The organism is Nonomuraea lactucae (assembly GCF_003313395.1).
Classification (GTDB): Bacteria; Actinomycetota; Actinomycetes; order Streptosporangiales; family Streptosporangiaceae; genus Nonomuraea; species Nonomuraea lactucae.
This window is the reverse complement of sequence record NZ_QNFZ01000068.1, coordinates 16,107-33,055: the sequence shown is the minus strand read 5'-3', so window position 1 is coordinate 33,055 and position 16,949 is coordinate 16,107. Positions and strand designations below refer to the sequence as shown.

Annotated in this window: 14 protein-coding genes; 5 read left to right on the top strand and 9 right to left on the bottom strand. The window is 69.6% G+C overall.

The window, feature by feature from the left end:
* The 3 genes from DQW85_RS05580 to DQW85_RS05570 form a co-directional block, all read right to left on the bottom strand.
* The coding region (locus tag DQW85_RS05580) for a 1-phosphofructokinase family hexose kinase (protein WP_240196944.1) at positions 1 to 557 on the bottom strand (557 nt) is incomplete at its 3' end.
* A complete protein-coding gene (gene nagA / locus DQW85_RS05575; RefSeq protein ID WP_113699339.1) occupies positions 557 to 1,690 on the bottom strand; it encodes an N-acetylglucosamine-6-phosphate deacetylase in 1,134 nt (377 codons plus the stop codon). The genes DQW85_RS05580 and nagA, both read right to left, overlap by 1 nt.
* Positions 1,687 to 2,562 (bottom strand): SIS domain-containing protein, encoded by an 876-nt coding sequence (locus DQW85_RS05570; RefSeq protein ID WP_205314900.1) that lies wholly within the window; start codon positions 2,560 to 2,562, stop codon positions 1,687 to 1,689. The genes nagA and DQW85_RS05570 overlap by 4 nt, the downstream gene beginning before the upstream one ends.
* A 130-nt stretch (positions 2,563 to 2,692) precedes the next feature.
* On the opposite strand from DQW85_RS05570, the gene DQW85_RS05565 reads away from it, so the two are divergent.
* Together DQW85_RS05565 and DQW85_RS05560 are read left to right on the top strand one after the other, a co-directional pair.
* Entirely contained in the window at positions 2,693 to 3,463 is a 771-nt protein-coding gene (locus tag DQW85_RS05565) for a DeoR/GlpR family DNA-binding transcription regulator (protein ID WP_113699343.1), read from the top strand.
* Between the two features lie 112 nt (positions 3,464 to 3,575).
* Positions 3,576 to 5,312, top strand: a complete 1,737-nt coding sequence (locus DQW85_RS05560; RefSeq protein WP_113699337.1) for a glycerol-3-phosphate dehydrogenase/oxidase — start codon at positions 3,576 to 3,578, stop codon at positions 5,310 to 5,312.
* Positions 5,313 to 5,457: 145 nt separating this feature from the next.
* Here the strand turns inward: DQW85_RS05560 and DQW85_RS47560 are convergent, their stop codons facing one another.
* Positions 5,458 to 7,242: a S8 family serine peptidase gene (locus tag DQW85_RS47560; RefSeq protein ID WP_113699336.1), complete on the bottom strand. Its 1,785-nt coding sequence runs from the start codon at positions 7,240 to 7,242 to the stop codon at positions 5,458 to 5,460.
* A 1,002-nt stretch (positions 7,243 to 8,244) separates the two neighbouring features.
* Between DQW85_RS47560 and DQW85_RS05550 the strand changes: the two genes are divergently transcribed.
* Both DQW85_RS05550 and DQW85_RS44185 read left to right on the top strand, forming a co-directional pair.
* Positions 8,245 to 8,439, top strand: a complete 195-nt coding sequence (locus DQW85_RS05550) for a transposase family protein (protein ID WP_113699335.1) — start codon at positions 8,245 to 8,247, stop codon at positions 8,437 to 8,439.
* 317 nt (positions 8,440 to 8,756) lie between these two features.
* Entirely contained in the window at positions 8,757 to 9,086 is a 330-nt protein-coding gene (locus DQW85_RS44185; protein WP_162794754.1) for a hypothetical protein, read from the top strand.
* Here the strand turns inward: DQW85_RS44185 and DQW85_RS05540 are convergent.
* The 4 genes from DQW85_RS05540 to DQW85_RS05525 all read right to left on the bottom strand — a co-directional run bounded on the left by DQW85_RS05540 (position 9,061) and on the right by DQW85_RS05525 (position 14,570).
* Positions 9,061 to 11,340, bottom strand: a complete 2,280-nt coding sequence (locus DQW85_RS05540) for a trypsin-like serine protease (protein ID WP_113699333.1) — start codon at positions 11,338 to 11,340, stop codon at positions 9,061 to 9,063. The genes DQW85_RS44185 and DQW85_RS05540 overlap by 26 nt on opposite strands.
* A gap of 161 nt (positions 11,341 to 11,501) precedes the next feature.
* Entirely contained in the window at positions 11,502 to 11,729 is a 228-nt protein-coding gene (locus DQW85_RS48110; RefSeq protein WP_162794753.1) for a transposase family protein, read from the bottom strand.
* 337 nt (positions 11,730 to 12,066) lie between these two features.
* Entirely contained in the window at positions 12,067 to 14,019 is a 1,953-nt protein-coding gene (locus DQW85_RS05530) for a maleylacetate reductase and hydroxyquinol 1,2-dioxygenase domain-containing protein (RefSeq protein ID WP_113699331.1), read from the bottom strand.
* Positions 14,019 to 14,570 (bottom strand): NADPH-dependent FMN reductase, encoded by a 552-nt coding sequence (locus DQW85_RS05525; protein WP_113699330.1) that lies wholly within the window; start codon positions 14,568 to 14,570, stop codon positions 14,019 to 14,021. Before DQW85_RS05525 ends, DQW85_RS05530 begins: the two co-directional genes overlap by 1 nt.
* A 170-nt stretch (positions 14,571 to 14,740) precedes the next feature.
* Here DQW85_RS05525 and DQW85_RS05520 point away from each other — a divergent pair, with 170 nt between their 5' ends.
* Positions 14,741 to 15,613, top strand: a complete 873-nt coding sequence (locus DQW85_RS05520) for a LysR family transcriptional regulator (protein WP_113699329.1) — start codon at positions 14,741 to 14,743, stop codon at positions 15,611 to 15,613.
* Here the strand turns inward: DQW85_RS05520 and DQW85_RS05515 are convergent.
* Positions 15,610 to 16,866: an MFS transporter gene (locus DQW85_RS05515; protein WP_113699328.1), complete on the bottom strand. Its 1,257-nt coding sequence runs from the start codon at positions 16,864 to 16,866 to the stop codon at positions 15,610 to 15,612. The genes DQW85_RS05520 and DQW85_RS05515 overlap by 4 nt on opposite strands.
* Between the last annotated feature and the right edge of the window lie 83 nt (positions 16,867 to 16,949).

Below are 16,949 nucleotides of genomic sequence, written 5' to 3'. Positions count from 1 at the left end.
GGCTTGACGATCGCGGGGCGGCCGGCCGGGGCGCGCAGCAGCGGCTCCCCGTCGGCGTCCACGATGGCGGGCACGCGGTGCTCGGCGGCGACGGCCGCGAGCGTCGCGTAGGTGTCCGGGGGGACGCCCGGAGGCAGGCTGCCCGAGATGACGACGGCGTCGGCCCGCGCCAGCAGCGCCTCGTACGTCCCCATGAACTCCCGCAGCTCGGCCTCCGCGATCTCGGGACCGGGCTCGTTGAACAGCGTGGCCCCGCCGTCCCCGGCGGAGCCGCTGGAGATCGCCAGCGTCGTGCGCGACTCGGCGGCGACCCGGACCAGCGCGCCCGGCAGCCCCGAGGCTTCGAGGTCGGCCTCGATGGCCTTCCCGGTCGGCCCGCCCGCCAGGCCGGTGACCAGCACGTCCTGGCCGAGCCCGCGCAGCACGCGGGCCACGTTGACGCCCTTGCCGCCCGCCCGCCTGTGCACCGACCGGACGCGATTGACACCCTCCCAGTCGACACCGGGCACCTGGTAGGTGACGTCGAGGGCGGCGTTGAGCGTCACGGTGAGGAACATCAGGGCTCCGTGACCCAGGCGCCGCGCTTCATCACGCCGGCCACCTCCAGCTCGTCGGAGAGCACGACCAGGTCGGCCGCCTTGCCGGCGGCGATCGAGCCGATGATGTGGTCGAGCCCCAGCACCCGGGCGGGGGTGAGCGAGGCCGCCTCGACCGCCTCGGGCAGCGACAGCCCCACCTCCCGGACGGCGCGGCGCACCGCGGCGTCCATGGTCAGGGTGCTGCCCGCGATCGTGCCGCCCTCGGCCAGCCGGGCGACGCCGCCCGCCACGTCCACCCGCATCGACCCCAGCACGTACGTGCCGTCACCCATGCCGGCGGCGGCCATCGCGTCGGTGACGAGCGCCGTCCGCCCCGGCCCGGCGGCCGTGACCGCCAGGCGCAGCATCGCCGGGTGCACGTGCACGCCGTCGTTGATCAGCTCGACCGTGACCCGGTCATCCTCCAGCAACGCCGCGATCGGCCCGGGGGCACGGTGGCCGAGCGGCGGCATGGCGTTGTAGAGGTGGGTGGCCACGCTGCCGCCCGCCTCGATGCCGGCCAGGGTCTGCTCGTACCCGGCGTCGCTGTGGCCGAGCGCGGAGATCACGCCGTGCGCGCCGGCCGTACGGATGGTGTCGAGCGCGCCCGGCAGCTCAGGCGCGATCGTCACCATGCGCACATGCCCGCGGCCCGCCTTCACCAGCCGCTCCAGCTCCCGCGAGGAGGGGTCGCGCAGGAACGCCGGGTTGTGCGCGCCGCAGCGGGCCTTGGAGATGTAGGGGCCCTCGAAGTGCAGCCCGGCGAGCAGCCCGTCGTCGCACAGGTCGGCCAGCGACGACGCGGCCGACACCAGGTCGTCGATGGCGCCCGAGACCATGCTCGCCACCATCGTCGTGGTGCCGTGGCGCTCGTGCAGCCCGATGGCGGCGCGCGCGCCGTCCTGCTCGCCGCTCGGGAACGACCCGCCGGCCCCGCCGTGGTTGTGGATGTCGACGAAGCCCGGGACGACGTGCCGGCCCCCGAGGCTGTGGCCCGGCCGCGGCGCCGGGCCGCGGCCGACGTGCGTGATGCGGCCGTCTTCGATGGTCAGCCACCCGTCGTGCGCTCCCTCGGGGGTCACGATCCGGGCGTCGGCGAGAGTGAGGCTCATGAGGAAAGAATCACAGATCGCGTGAGGTGGAGGGGCTCGTCGGGGTTCAGGCCGCGGGCGAATGCCCGGGCGACCGAGACGCGCTGCGCCATGACCAGCTCGGCCATCGGGTCGAGCCCGCTCTCGCGGAAGCCGCCGCCGGTGGCCTCGACCTGCTCGCGCAGGCCGCCGGGGGCCTCGCCGAACATCCAGGTGACGCGGCCCGGCCCCGCGATGCTGATGGGGCCGTGGCGATACTCCATCGCCGGGTACGCCTCGGTCCACGAGCGTGAGGCCTCGCGCATCTTCAGCGCGGCCTCGTGGGCCAGCCCCACCGACCAGCCCGCGCCGAGGAACGTGATCTGCTCGGCCTCGACCAACTCCCTGTCCAGCGGAGCGGACACCGCCCGCTCGGCGTCGGCGACGGCCTGGCCGAGGTCCTCGCCGAGGCTCGCGCGGAGCAGCGCGAGCTGGGTCGTGGCGAACCTGGTCTGCACGACCGATCGCTCGTCGGCGTAGTCGAGCACGATGACCTGGCCGGCCACGCTCGTGATCGGGGTGCCGGGGTCGGCGGTGATGGCCGTGGTCCTGGAGGCGGTCGTCCTGCCGAGAAGGTCGAGGACCTCGGTGGTGGTGCCGGAACGGGTCAGCGCCAGCACGTGGTCGTAGCGGCGGCCCACCGGCGTCTCGGAGGCGGCGAACGCGTCCGTCTCGCCCAGCCCCGCCCGCTCGCGGAGCGTGGCGTATGCCATGGCGATGAACCACGAGGTGCCGCAGCCGACGACGGCGACCCGCTCGCCCGGGCGCGGCAGCGCGCCGGATGGAACGTTCTCGATCGCGCGCCGCCAGCACGCCGGCTGAGAGGCGATCTCGGCTTCCGTGTGGGTGGTCACCGCATACCTCCACATGTCTGATTATTTCTGTTCTTTTTATACCAGGAAAGAGCAAGATTGTGCATCGGTGGCCCAGCCGTCGTCAGATGTGCCAGGCTTGACGCGGACGGATCACTCAGGGGAGGCAGTGGTGTCCCGATACGAACGCTGGAACGGGATCCTCGAGCTGCTGGCCCAGGAGGGCCGACTGTCGGTCGAGGAGGCGGCCCAGGCGCTCGACGTCTCCACCGCCACGATCCGCCGCGACTTCGACCAGCTCGCCCAGCAGCAGATGCTCATGCGCACCCGGGGCGGCGCGGTCGCGCAGAGCGTCAGCTACGACCTGCCGCTGCGCTACAAGACAGCCCGGCACGCCGACGAGAAGCACCGCATCGCCGCCGCCGCCGCGGAGCTGGTCAGCGGTGACGCCGTGATCGGCATGAACGGCGGCACCACCACCTCCGAGGTGGCCCGCGCCCTGGCCACCCGGCCCGCGCTGGAGTCCGGGTTCACGATCGTGACGAACGCCCTCAACATCGCCGCCGAGCTCACCGTCCGGCGGCACGTCAAGATCGTGGTCACCGGGGGAGTGGCCCGGCCCCAGTCCTACGAGCTCATCGGGCCGCTCGCGTCCGGAGTGCTGGAACAGGTGACGCTCGACGTGGCGTTCCTCGGCGTCGACGCGCTCGACGCCGAGCTCGGGGCCTCGGCGCACCACGAGGGCGAGGCCGACGTCAACCACCTGCTCATCAGCCGGGCCGCGCAGGTGGTGGCGGTGGCCGACTCCTCCAAGGTCGGCAAGCGGGCGTTCTCCCGGATCTGCCCGATCGGCGAGATCGACACCCTGGTCACCGACGACCGGCTCCCGGACGACCTCGCCGCCCGCCTCACCGACGCCGGCGTCAAGGTCATCCGCGCCTGATCAACGGCGATCGCGGGGTGGCCGGCGCCACCGTGGGCAGGGTTACATCGCCCTCCCCGAGCGGGTAAGAAGGGGAGCGCAACTGGACAAAGGCCGTACCCCAGGGGGCGCTATGACGACAGGAAGGGGCGTGGCTCGGCTCGGGCCCGTAGAACGGACGGCGGCGCTGGCCACGATGGCCGCCGAAGAACTGGACGTGGTCGTGGTGGGCGCCGGGGTGGTCGGCGCGGGCGTCGCGCTCGACGCCGCCACGCGCGGGCTCGACGTCGGCGTGGTGGAGGCCCGCGACTTCGCCTCCGGCACGTCGTCCAGGTCGTCGAAGCTCATCCACGGCGGGCTGCGCTACCTGGAGCAGCTCAACTTCGACCTGGTCAGGGAGGCGCTGCGGGAGCGGTCCCTGCTGCTGCGGCAGATCGCGCCCCACCTGGTGCGGCCCGTGCCGTTCCTGTTCCCGATGACCCGCCTCGGGTGGGAGCGCCCGTACGTGGGGGCCGGGGTGGCGCTGTACGACACGCTCGGCCTCGCCTCCGGGCTGGCCCGGGGCGTGCCGGGGCACCGGCACCTGTCGAGGAGGAGAGCGCTGCGGCTGGCGCCCTCCCTGAAGAAGACGGCGTTCACCGGCGCCGTGCAGTACTGGGACGCGCAGGTGGACGACGCGCGCTACGTGATGACCATGCTGCGCACCGCAGCCACCTACGGCGCGCACATCGCGCCCCGCGCCCAGGTCGTCGGCTTCCTGCGCGAAGGGGAGCGGGTCACCGGCGTGCGGGTGCGCGACCAGGAGACCGGCGCCGAGATGGAGGTGCGCGCCCGGCAGGTGGTCAACGCCACCGGGGTGTGGACCGACGACATCCAGGAGCTCGTGGGCGGGCGCGGACAGATCCACGTACGGGCGTCCAAGGGCATCCACCTCGTGGTGCCGCGCGACCGGATCCACTCCGTCACCGGGATCATCCTCCGCACCGAGAAGTCCGTGCTCTTCGTCATCCCGTGGGGACGGCACTGGATCATCGGCACCACCGACACCGAGTGGACGCTGGACAAGGTGCACCCCGCCGCGTCCCGGACGGACATCGACTACCTGCTCGACCACGTCAACGCCGTGCTGTCGGTGCCGCTGACGCGCGACGACGTGGAGGGCGTGTACGCCGGGCTGCGGCCACTGCTTTCAGGCGAGTCCGAGGAGACGTCCAAGCTGTCGCGCGAGCACGTCGTGACCCACCCCGTGCCCGGCCTCGTGATGATCGCGGGTGGCAAGTACACGACCTACCGGGTCATGGCGAAGGACGCCGTCGACGCCGTGGCGCACGGGCTCGACCAGCTGGTCCCGCCGTCGTGCACCGACCGGATCCCGCTGGCCGGCGCCGAGGGCTACCAGGCGCTGTGGAACTCCAGGCACCGGCTGGCCCACACCTCCGGCCTGCACGTGGCGCGGATCGAGCACCTGCTGCAGAGGTTCGGCTCGCTGATCGACGAGGTGCTGGAGCTGATCGAGCACGATGGGTCACTGGCCGGGCCGCTCAGCGGGGCCGACGACTACCTGCGCGCGGAGATCGTCTACGCCGCCACGCACGAGGGCGCCAGGCACCTGAACGACGTGCTGACCCGCCGTACCCGCATCTCGATCGAGACCTTCCACCGCGGCCAGGCCGTGGCGCAGGAGGCCGCCGAACTGATGGCCGGGCCCCTCGGCTGGGACCCCGAGCAGGTCAAACGGGAGGTCGAGTACTACACCAAGCGGGTGGAGGCCGAGCGGCTCTCGCAGGAACAGGACACGGACCAGGAAGCCGACGCGATCCGGCTGGGCGCGCCGGAGATCGTGCCGGTCGCGTCCCCCGGCTCCTCCTGACCGCCCCTCACGCGAAGACCGGGCGGCCCGCCGCACGACGGGCCGCCCGGGTTCTCAGCGGACTTCTATGAGTCTCAGGGGGAGAGGTCAGGTCAGGGCACGGTCACCGTCTTGGTGACCGAGCCGGTGGCCCCCTGGTTGTCGGTCACGGTGAGCTTGACGGTCTTCGCCCCGGCCGAGCTGTAAGCTTGACGGTCTTCGCCCCGGCCGAGCTGTAGAAGTGGCGGATGGTCGCCCCGGTGCCCGTCGTCCCGTCGCCGAAGTTCCAGGCGTACGAGGCGATCGTGCCGTCGGAATCCGACGAGGACGAGCCGTTGAAGTCGCAGAAGCGCCAGACGAAGATGACCCGGCAGGTCTGCGTGAAGTCCGCCTTCGGCGGCTGGTTGGTGGGCGTGCCCACGGTGACCTGCTTGGTGACCGAGCCGGTGGCGCCCTGGTTGTCGGTCACGGTCAGCTTGACCGTGTAGGTGCCCGCGGCGGCGTACGTGTGGGTCGGCGAGGCGCCGGTGCCGGACGAGCCGTCACCGAAGTCCCAGGCGTGCGAGGCGATCGTGCCGTCGGGGTCGGAGGAGCCGGACCCGTTGAACGAGCAGGCGAGCTGGTTGCACGACGAGGTGAACGCCGCGGTGGGCGGCCGGTTGCCGCCGGTGCCGGGCGGGTACTGGGTGGCGTCGTGCACGTCGAGCAGCGGCTCCTTGCGGCCGTCCGAGGAGTCGTCGGTCCAGTTGGCGTTGCCGGTCGCGATCAGCTTGTCCCGTACGGCGATCACACCGGCCCTGGTCGTCGGCTTGTTCGCGCCCGAGGTGAGGATGCCCGCGGCGCCCGCCACGTGCGGGCTGGCCATCGACGTGCCGCTGATGGTGTTGTAGCCGCCGTTCATCCACGTCGAGTAGATGCAGGTGCCGGGCGCGGCGATCTCGATCGTCTGGCCGAAGTTGGAGTAGAACGCCAGCGAGTCGTCCTGGTCGGTCTCACTGCGGCACGGCAGCGTGCTGCCGCCCAGGCCGCCGGGCCGGCCGTCGATGTCGGTCACGGCCGAGACGGTGATCACGTCGGGGTGGTTGGCCGGGAAGAAGGTCGCGGCGTCCCTGCTGCTGTTGCCCGCGGCGACGACCACGACGACGCCCCTGTTGACGGCGTTGGTGATCGCGGTGGTGATCGCGCTGCTGGTGCAGCCGTCGCAGCCGAGGCTCATGTTCGCGACCTCGATGGTGGCTGAGCGGGCCGCCACCCAGTCGATGCCGGCCGCGATGGCCGAGAGCGTGCCGGAGCCGGCCGAGTTGAGCACCTTCACCGCGTGGATGCGCGCGCCCGGCGCGACGCCCACCGCCCCGATCGCGTTGTCGATCGCGCCGACGGTGCCCGCGACGTGGGTTCCGTGGCCGTTGTCGTCATCACCGGAGTTGTCCACACACGTACCGGTCTGGCAGTTGGCCCTGGCGACCACGTTCAGATCGGGATGGTCGAAGTCCACGCCGGTGTCGATGACAGCCACGTCCGCGTCGATCCGCGCGTCGTCGTTGCCGTCGATGTCGAGGTTCGGGTTGTCAGGCGCGAAGATCCGCTTCACGCCCGTGGGCGTGGTCTGCGGGAACGCCACGACCTCGGCGTCCGGCTCGACGGAGATCACGTTCGGGTCCTTCTTGAGCGCCTCGGCGGCGGACGCGGTCAGGCGGGCGGTGTAGCCCTTGAAGGCGTGCTCGTACACGCCGACGATCTCGCCGCCCAGCCGCCTCACCTGGTCCTCGGCGGTCGCCCGCGGCGCCGCCCGGGTCTTGGAGTTGAGTTGGACGATGTACGCGCCTTCCTGCTGGGCGGAGCCCGCCTTCTGGGGGGCGGCCGCCTGCTGCGCTGCTGAGGCGGGGATTGGCACCGCGAGCAACGCCAGCGCGCTGACGAGTAATGCGAACAGGGGGGTGCGTGGTCGCATGGCAGAGTGAGCCCTTCCTGGGGTGACGGATGGGAATCACTGAAAACATGAGCCCAAATCGACCGCCGGGCCATACGTAAGGCACACGTATTGCGACTACGTACTCCGTAGTGGCGCGCTCCAGCTCAACCGGAATCGGACGTCAGGGGAGTGCGGACCGGAACGTGAGAATCTTGTCCATGGCCTGCGCGCCGTCCGCGATCACTGGGCTGAGTTCGTGCTGGTAGTCCGTCTCTGTGGTGAGGCTGCTGGAGTGGCCGGGGAGGGTGGCGATCTTCTCGATGGAGACCTCCGCGTGGCTGTTGAGCAGGGAGACGAAGGTGTGGCGACGGTGTGGCGAAGCTCACGCGGGGTGAACGGCGACCCGTCCTCGTGGCAGAAGACGAGGTTGGTGTCCCGCCATGCTTCTCCGGCCGCCAGACGCTCGGCGGCATGCCGTGCCTTATGGGAGACGAGGCCGTTGATTGCCGTCTGCGCCAGCGTGAACCCGCGACGCGATCTTCGGGTCTTGGTCTCACCTCTGTGCCTGTCGGCTCGGAGAACGTAGACGACGCCCTTCTCCAGATCGACGTCCGCCCACGGGCGTGGGGACGGGGGGCACGGTGCCTCCAGATCAGGTAAGAGAGACGGTTCACCCCCACGGGCGTGGGGACGGGTCCGCGGCCGGGCAGCGCACCCTCACGCAGATCGGTTCACCCCCACGGGCGTGGGGACGGGGCGACATGCTCAAGGCACTTTTCTCGTGTAAACGATCACCCTGGCTCAAACTCCCGGCGAAAGCCCGAGGTTAGGGGTAGTAGTGAGCTGTTGACAGCAATGATCGGTGACGCACTGTGAGGTAGCGGTTCGCCCAGGTCGGCGCCTTGGACCCGGACAAGCGCGAAACCTCTGGTAGAGACAAGTCTGCCAAGATCATGTCCGGAACCAGATGCTTCGCGTGTCCACCAGTATCACCTACACCCCCGTGCTCTACTTCAGCCATGAGACCGTCCTGCACCTCGCGTGCTCGACGCCCCGGACGCCGCCGCGACCGACGGTCTGATCCCGATCGCTGACACTGGCTACGAAGGCGCTCCCGCCTCCTTCCGGCTGCCGCACAAGCAGCCTGCGGGCGGTGAACTCAGCACCGACCAGCAGCAGTTCAACAAGGTCATCGGTGCCGTCCGGGCTCTGGCGGAAAGGCAAACGCCGACCTGAAAACGCGCTTCAAGGCGCTGCGGCGCGTCAGCTTGTCCCCACAACGCATCGGCGACATCGCAGCCGCGGCTCTCGCGATCTTCCATCTCGAGCAAGGTCGTACCGCCTGACGATCACCCAGAGCAACGAACCGTTGCTCCGGTGGTGCCCAACTGGGCCGCCGACGACTTCCTGCCCGAGCTCGACTTGCTCGGGACCACGTTCGACCATCATGGCGTCACCCAGTTAGAGACGACGCGCGGCCCCACGAGCCACTGCTCGTTCTGCCCGCGCGGCCACAAGGGCGTGTGGGCCGGCGGCACGCCCGAGGACCTGCCGTGGATGCTGGCGCTCAAGATGAGGAGTTCGCCCGCCACCCCGACATCTCGCCCACCCTCTACCTGGTGGACGAGGAAGCCATCGGCCGCGACCCGGGCGCCGTCTCCCGCATCCTCGCCGTGGCCGCCGCCCTCACGCGGGCGGGCTTCAAGTGGGGCTCCTGCCGGATCGACCAAATCGTCCACCCCGGCCAGGATCGGGCCTGGCACGTCGACTCGGTCGTCGTCCGGCGAGGTCCTCTCACCGGACGACGACCAAGCGGGGCACGCCACAGCTGCGCACATACGCCCAGGCGCGCCAGGGTCAGGCCGGGTCGCCGCCGAGATTGATCAGAGCGCGGACGGAACCCGTATCGTCGACAAGGAGGTAGTCGTCGCGTCCGTCGCCGTCGAGGTCGGCGAGGACGAGATGGTCGGGGTCGCCGACCCCGGCGGCGATCTGGCCTCGTTCGATCCAGCCGGGAGTGTCGCCACGGTCGCCGCCGGCGCTCAGCCATGCCTGCAAGGACCCGGTCAGGGAGTTCTGTATCAGGTAGTCGTCCTTGGTGTCGCAGTTGACATCGGCGAAAAGTACCCGCCTGCCGTCGCTGACTCCCTTGGCGATCCGGCCCCCGTCGACCCAGCCGGGCAAGGTGCCTCCGTTGCCGTCGGGCCGGTCACCGCCGTTGTTCCACCAGGCGTGCACCGCGCCAGTGCGGGGATTAACGATCAAGTAGTCGTCCCTACCGTCCCCGTTGACGTCGGCGAAGCGGAGATCGGGGCCAGATCCACCGACGCCACCGCGTGCGACCCGACCGGCATCGATCCAGCCCGAGGTGTTGCCACGGTCGCCGCCGGCGCTGAACCAGGCATGGACGGCTCCGGTGACGATGTTGACTTTCAGGTAGTCGTCCTTACCGTCGCCGTTGATGTCGGCGAACCGGATCTCTTCGTCGTCGGTTGGGTCGGTCCCCTTGGCGATCCGGCCGCCATCGACCCAGCCGGGCAAGGTGCCTCCGTTGCCGTCGGGCCGGTCACCGCCGTTGTTCCAGTAGGCGTGGACGGCGCCCTTCTCATCGACGATCAGATAGTCGTCGCGTCCGTCGCCGTTGATGTCGGCGAACCTGACCCTGTTCCTGGGCGCGACCCCGCTGGCGACCCGACCCCGATCGAACCACCGGCCCGCGGTGTCGGTGCAGGTGCCGTCGCCCGGATCGCCCGGATCCTTGATCCAGCCGGCGGCGTTCGCCCTACGGATCCCCCGGTAGAAGGCGTCCGCCATCTTGGTGTACCCGGTGTCGTTGGGGTGCAGCCCGTCGGGAACGTCTTTGAGCGTGACCTCGCCCATGTCGACGAGCATGACCTGTTTGCCGGCCGACCGTCGTTGCCTGACGATCTGGGCCAGTGCGCCGTTGAATGCCTCGATCCTGGTCTGGGTGTCGGCGTTCCGGGCAGGCACCAGCGTGGCGACCAGCACTGTCGCGTCCGGCACCGCATTGGTGATCTGATCGATCAGGTCCGCTATCCGTCCCGGTGCGGTCTCCGGATTGAACGGCTTGTCCATGTCGTTGGTGCCGGCGTGCAGGGTTACCACGTTGGGTCGTTTGGGCAGGGATCTTTTCGCGTTGTCACCGATCTGATCGATCACGGCGCCGCTCTCTCCCTCGTGCTCCGGGTCGGGAAGCCGACCCGACCGGAACGACCCGATGAAGTCGACTTTGTTACCGGCCAACTTGTCCCATAACGCCGCACGGTAGCTCGATTGGGTTGAACTGCCCACGCCGGAGGTGATCGAGTCGCCCAGCGGCAGGATCCGCAGATTCCGCCCCCTCACCTCCGGCGTTCCGTCACCGGGCGTGGAGGTCACCCCGGCGATGCCGGTCTTGGACTCGATCCAATTGGCGTAGGACGCGGTCTGCACGGCTGACTCGGAGGTCGTGTCGCCCGACACGTGCACGCCGTAGACCCTACCGTGGAGCAGTACACCAGCGCCGGAGTCGCCCTTCTTCGTGTAGCAGCCTGTGCCGATCACTCGCGAAATCATGCTCGTCGCGTCGGGACCGACGGACGGGTCACGCGCGTCGATCTCACTGACGTTCATGACACATTCCCGCAGTTCTCGCGCGGGGGTGTTGTTACCGAGGTTGCCCCACCCTTGGATGAGGATCTGGTCGTTGACCTGGGCTCGGGATCTGGAGTATTGCACGACCAGATTCCCCTGGCTGACGTGGCTTGACAGCCTCATCACCATCAAATCCGTGCGGCTGTGGGTATTCCAGCTCGCAACTGTGATGTTCTGCCCCTGCCCTTTCGCGCGGTTGCCGGCGTAGATGGAGAAGTCGCCCGGACTGTCCTGGGACTCCTTGCAGTGCTTGGCCGTCAGCACCCATTCAGTCGAGATCAGGGAACCGGTGCACACATATTCGCTACCGCGGTAGATCTGCACCTGGCCGTGGATGTGGGCGGCCGCATTGCCCTTCGCGATGGCTAAGGCTGGAGGAGGGGCGTGGAGGCTGGCGCTCAGCAACCCGGCGACGGCGAGGGCCGTCACCAGACCGCGCACGATCCGGCGGGAACCGCGGGTCGGCTGCGAGAACTCATGCATGCGTGTGGTATCTCCTTGTCGATGTTCACTTCAGCCCTGACAGGCTGTAAGAGATCAATCCGGATAGTGTGATGCGCCGGGTACCGAAAAGGTTCAACCGAAATGCGAACAGAGTCGTGGAATTACCGCCTCCGGCGGGTCCAGATGATCTGGAGGCCGAGCTAGCCTCCATCTTTCGTGATCTTTGTACGGTCGGCTGAGCGGTTCGGCTGGCGTGGAAATCCGGGATCATCGCAGCGGAACCGTCGAACGCCGACGTCGATCCGCACGGGGCGACCGGAGATCGGCAGATCGGTCAGCCTCCGGCGGTAGCCGCCATGCGTCCTGGCCGACGTCGTGCCGCAGCTCGGGCACGTGGCCGCGGGTATCGCCGAGCCGACCGTGAACACGACCGCACCTTCCTCGACCCGCACGGACTCCACCCGGGCTGATGCAAGGTGCGGCAGAAGTAACTCAAACTCCTGATTTATGCACGCGGACCAGCATCGCCAACCCGCGCACCTCGATGCGGGAGCGACACGAACCCGAGTGGCCCCGCAACAAGATCAGCGCCAGAGCCGGATCGTGGCAGCGCTTCGCGACAAGAAGTGTCAGTAACGGCATGTGCCGGGCTGTTGGTGACGAGGCCGAGTGGAGCTGGCCACTGCCGCGTCTGAAACGCTCAGCAACCAGCTGGCTACACGCTTTGCTGTCGCGCTAGAACCATGCCACCGTCGGGGCCCGTCCTTAGCCATGACTGTCCTTTCCCTCACTTGCTACGGCGAGCCGGAAGGTGAACTCCAACCGGTGCCAGGCTCCCTCGACGACGCGCCCGTCCGGAGACGGCCCGGACGCCTGCGGGAAGTCGGTCACCAGTTCGGGCTTGACTCCGAAGACCGCGTCGGAGTCCACGTACGCGCCGTCGCGGACGAACAACTGCGTGACCAGGCGGCGGTACCCCGGAGCGGTGATCAGGAAGTGGATGTGCGGGGCGCGGAAGGGGTGCCTCCCGGTCGCCTTCAGCAGCTCGCCGACGGGGCCGTCCTCTGGAATGGGGTACACCGAGGGCATGATCGACCAGTACGCGAGACGGCCGTCGTCACCGGTGCGGAACCTGGCCCGCAGCACCGGGCCGTCCAGGTCGGGCAGTTGCACGTCGTAGAAGCCGTCCGCGTTGCTCTGCCAGACATCGACCACCGCGCCCGGCACCGGCTCGCCGTCGGGGCCGACGACGCCGACGCCGACCCACAGCGGCACGCCCTCGATTCCGCGCGCGATGTTGGTCCCGTGCTCGGCGGCGGGCGGACCCTCCAGGTAGAACGGGCCCAGCACGGCCGAGGGTGTGCCGTCCGGGACGCGCTCATGCGCGACCGTGTCGACCATGCTGCTGACGCCGAGGACGTCCGAGAGCAGGATCATCTCTTGGCGGGTGTCCGTGGTCATCTGCCCGGCACGGGTGAGGAAGTCGATGGCGCCGCCCCACTCGGCCTCGGTCACCTGGTTGTCCGCCACGAACGCGTGCGCCCGGCGGACCAGGTCGCCCAGCAGGTGCCTCAGCCTGGTGTCGGGGGCTGTGGACATTCCGGCCACGACCTGCTCGGTCAGCCAGGCTCGACGGCCACCCGCCCCGGCGAGGCGCGCCGAGCTCGGTCGCACGCCGTTCCAGGCACGTTCCAGTAGCCGCAGCACGTCGTCCGTGGACGGTTCGCGCGGGTTGGGGTACGGCTCCCGGGTGGCGAGCCCGGCCGCCGTGGGCAGGTCGTCTTTCGCCATCCCCAGCAGCCGTAGCGACACCGGGCCCCCAGCGGACCTGATCAGGTCGTGGACGGCGCCCGCGACGTCGCCGGTGCAGAGCACCTGTGCGATGCGGGCCATCGCGTGGGGCGCGGCGGGCGCGTTGTACTCGATGACGTGCGGCAGGAGGGCGGCGTGGACGGCGGCGTGATCGAGCCCGAAGGCCCCGCCGAGCGTGTGGCATAGCTTGTGGTGCAGGCCCATGCCGGCCATGCCGAGGCAGGTGCCCGCCAGCCAGGCGGCTTCGAGCAGGTCGCCGCGGGCCACGCGGTCGGCGGGGTCGGCGTGCAGTGCGGGCAGCGACCTGGCGATGTTCGCCACGGCCCGCACCGCCATCTCCTCGAGCACCGGGTTGACCTGCGGCGAGTACAGTGCTTCGACGGCGTGCGCGAGCGCGTTGGCCGCGCTGGTGACCGTGATGCCGAGGGGCAGGTCGAGGGTGAGCGCGACGTCGTAGATCACGGTGTCCGGGAGTATCGCGGGGTCGGAGTGGGTCACCTTCCGCCCGCCGTCGGTCTCCCCGAGCACCGGGGTGACCTCCGAGCCCGCGTAGGTGGTAGGCAGCACGATCTGGGAGGCGCCGGTCCGCAACGCGAGCGCCTTGGACAGCCCGGTGGTGGATCCGCCGCCGATTGTGACCAGGCAGTCCGCGGTGTGTTCGAGGGCGACCGCGAGCGCGTCATGCGTAACGTCCACAGGGGTGTGCAAGGTGGCGCGGTCGAACCGGCAGACGAGGAGGGGGTCGAGCGAGTGGGCGAGCGCGTCGGCTGCCGGGCTCGGCCGGCCGTCGGTGAGCAGCATGATTCTCTCGGCGCCCAGCCGGGCGGCCTCGGCCGGCGTGCTGTCCGCCGTGCCGTACCCGAACACGACGCGTGCCGGTCGGGAGGTGTACTGGAAGCCGCGCACTAGCCGCGAACCTGTTCGCGCAGGGCGGTGAGCAGTTCGCGGATCAACTCGATGGTCTTTTCGTCCGTCAGGTTGCCCGCCTGGTCGAACCGTTCGGCGCAATTGAAGACCATCACCTCCGGGCGCGTCAGGACCCGCGACCGCGTCCAGACGAAGGACTGGCGCAGTGCGAGCTGGGCGCGGACCGTGCCGAAGTTCCCTGGCGCGGCCCCCATGATGGCGATGGGCTTGTGCGTCAGCGAGGAGCTCGCTGCGGGCCGGGACGCCCAGTCGAGGGCGTTCTTCAGGACTCCCGGAACGGAATAGTTGTACTCGGGCGTGGCGATGAGCAGACCGTCCGCGCGGGTTATGGCCTCTCTCAGTTCGCGTACCGCCGCCGGCGGATTCTCGGTGTCGAGGTCGCCATTGTAGAGGGGAACGTCCCCGAGGTTTTCGTTGATTGTGACCGAGACCCCCGCCGGAGAATGCTTCTGCGCGGCCCGCAGCAATGCGGTGTTCATTGATCCGGCACGCAGGCTTCCGGAGAGGCCCAGAATATCCACTTCAGTCATGCGTTTCTCCTCCCTGGCATTCGCGCGACGTTGGAGCGGACGCCGGCGAAAACCTCCGATGCGGTCAGGGCCTCATGCAAGCACGATCGGAAGCAGTCGAGCCATGACGATTCGTCAGGCGATCTATTCGCCAACTTTGTCGGTCGGGGCCAAGTGATAACATCCGGGCTGTGACATCGGCTCAGGACCTTGTCGCGCTCCGGTCCTTCCTCGCCATCTACCGCACAGGTGGTGTCGCCAAGGCAGCGGAGGCGCTGCATATATCGCAACCCGCTGTCTCGCATCACCTGCGCGCCATCGAGGAGATCGCCGAGCGGCCGTTGTTCATGCGTTCCGGCCGCGGCATCGCCGCCACCGAGGCGGGGCACGCCCTGGCGGCGCAGATCGCGGGGCACATGGACCATTTGGAGGAGGCGCTCGACGCGCTGCGCCCGCAGGTGGCGTCCCAGGCCGGGCCGGTGTTCGTCGGCGCGCCCGCCGACCAGCTCGACGGCTACGTGCTGAGCAGGCTGGTGCCGCTGTTCGACCAGGGGCTGGCCGTGCACTGCCGGGTCGGCATGTCCACCGAGTTGGTCGACGACGTGCTGTGCGACGAGATCGACGTCGCGGTGATCACCAAGATCGAGGGCGTGCCGACCAAGCGGCTCCATCTCCTGCACTGCCATGACGAGGAGTTCGTCCTCATCGGGCGGGCCGACCAGGAGCCCTACGACCCCCACGGCCCGCAGGTGCGCAGGTTCGTCGGGTTCTCCGAGGCGATGCCCATGGCACGGCGCTACTTCCGCTCCTGCTGGGGCATGACGCCGCCGACTCCGACGGTCACCGTGCCCGACATGCGGGCCGTGGTCTCGACGGTCTCGTCCAGCACACTGCTGTCCGTGGTGCCTCGCTACCTGGCCCAACGGCACATCGACGCCGGCGCGCTGGCCGTGCTGCATAGGCCGCGCGCGCCGGTGGTCAATCCCATCTATGCGGCCACCCGCCGGGGCCGGCAGCACCTACGGCACATCAGCGCCGTCTTCGAGCACGTGCGAGCGCCCTAGCCGGCCGCCTTCGCCCCTCTGGCGTGGAGCTGGTCCGTACGGACGAACAGCAGCGCGACCACGCCGACCAGCGGAAGCATGCCGATCTGCCAGAACCCGGCCGCCCGCCAGCCGAACGCCTCGGCCAGCGTCGCGAAGAGCAGGCCGGATCCGGCCGCCGCGATGTAGTAGCTGCTCACGAAGAGCCCGGCCGCCATGCCCACACGCTCCGGGCGCACGGCCCTCTGCAGCGCGCTGGTGCAGTTGGTGAAGAGGAATCCGCTGGCGAACACGCCCATCGCGAAGGCGAGGACGTACTGCCAGGTGGGCGTCGTGGGCCCCAGGTAGGTGACCAGACCCGTGAGCGACACCATCGCGTACGTGAAGATCAGCAGCTTGCGCTGGTCCACCACGTCCCCGAGCCAGCCGCCCAGGAGTGAGAACGCCGCGCCGAACCCGACCATCGACGCGGCCAGCGCCGCCTGCCCCGCCGTGAAGTGCAGCTCTGAACGGAGGAAACTCGGGTACAGGCCGAGGAACCCGTAGAAGACCAGCCCGCCGACGACCGAAGTGATGGACAGCGCGATGGAGTTGCGGTTGAGCAGGGTCTCGGGGATGTGGTCGACGTTCTCCGTCCTGTCGCTGTGCTGGTCGACCGCGCGCTCGGTGAGCCGGCGGCGTACGAGCAGCCAGACGGCGGCGGCCACCACCAGACCCGCGGCGCCGAAGACCTGGAACGGCGTCCGCCAGCTCTCGCTGCCGCCGGCGAGGCCGGTGCCCAGCAGCGGGCCGAGGAAGACGCCCACGCCGAACGCCGCGACCAGCCCACCCATGGCAAGGGAGCGGCGGTGGAAGAAGTAGGCGCCGAGCGCGGCGAACAGCGCGGCGGCCTGCATGCCCTCGCCGAAGCCGGACACCAGCCGGTAGGCCAGCATGTCGCCGAACCCCTTGGCCATGGGCGTCGCCATGGTTCCCAGGGAGTACAGGACGATGCTGCCGACGAGGATCGCCTTGCGTGAGAACCGGTCGGTCAGATAGCCGGCCACCAGGCCCGACACCGCCATTCCCAGCGTGAAGCCGGTGGCGAGCAGTCCCCCTTGTCGAAGGCTGAACCCGTAGTCCTGCCGGATGCTCGGCACCAACGGGTAGAAGAGCTGGCGGTCCATCGCGTTGACCATGAAGGACAGCGCGAGCACGGCGACGCCCGTCCAGACGGCGGCACGCGGCAGGGCGCGCCGCTTCAGCGTGTGCGGATTGTCGGCCACGTCGGTCATTTGGTTTTCTCCGAGAATTCGATGCGATGCGCGGGCACGCGCGAATATCGCGTCGCGCGGGCAGTCGCGGAAACGGACGACGG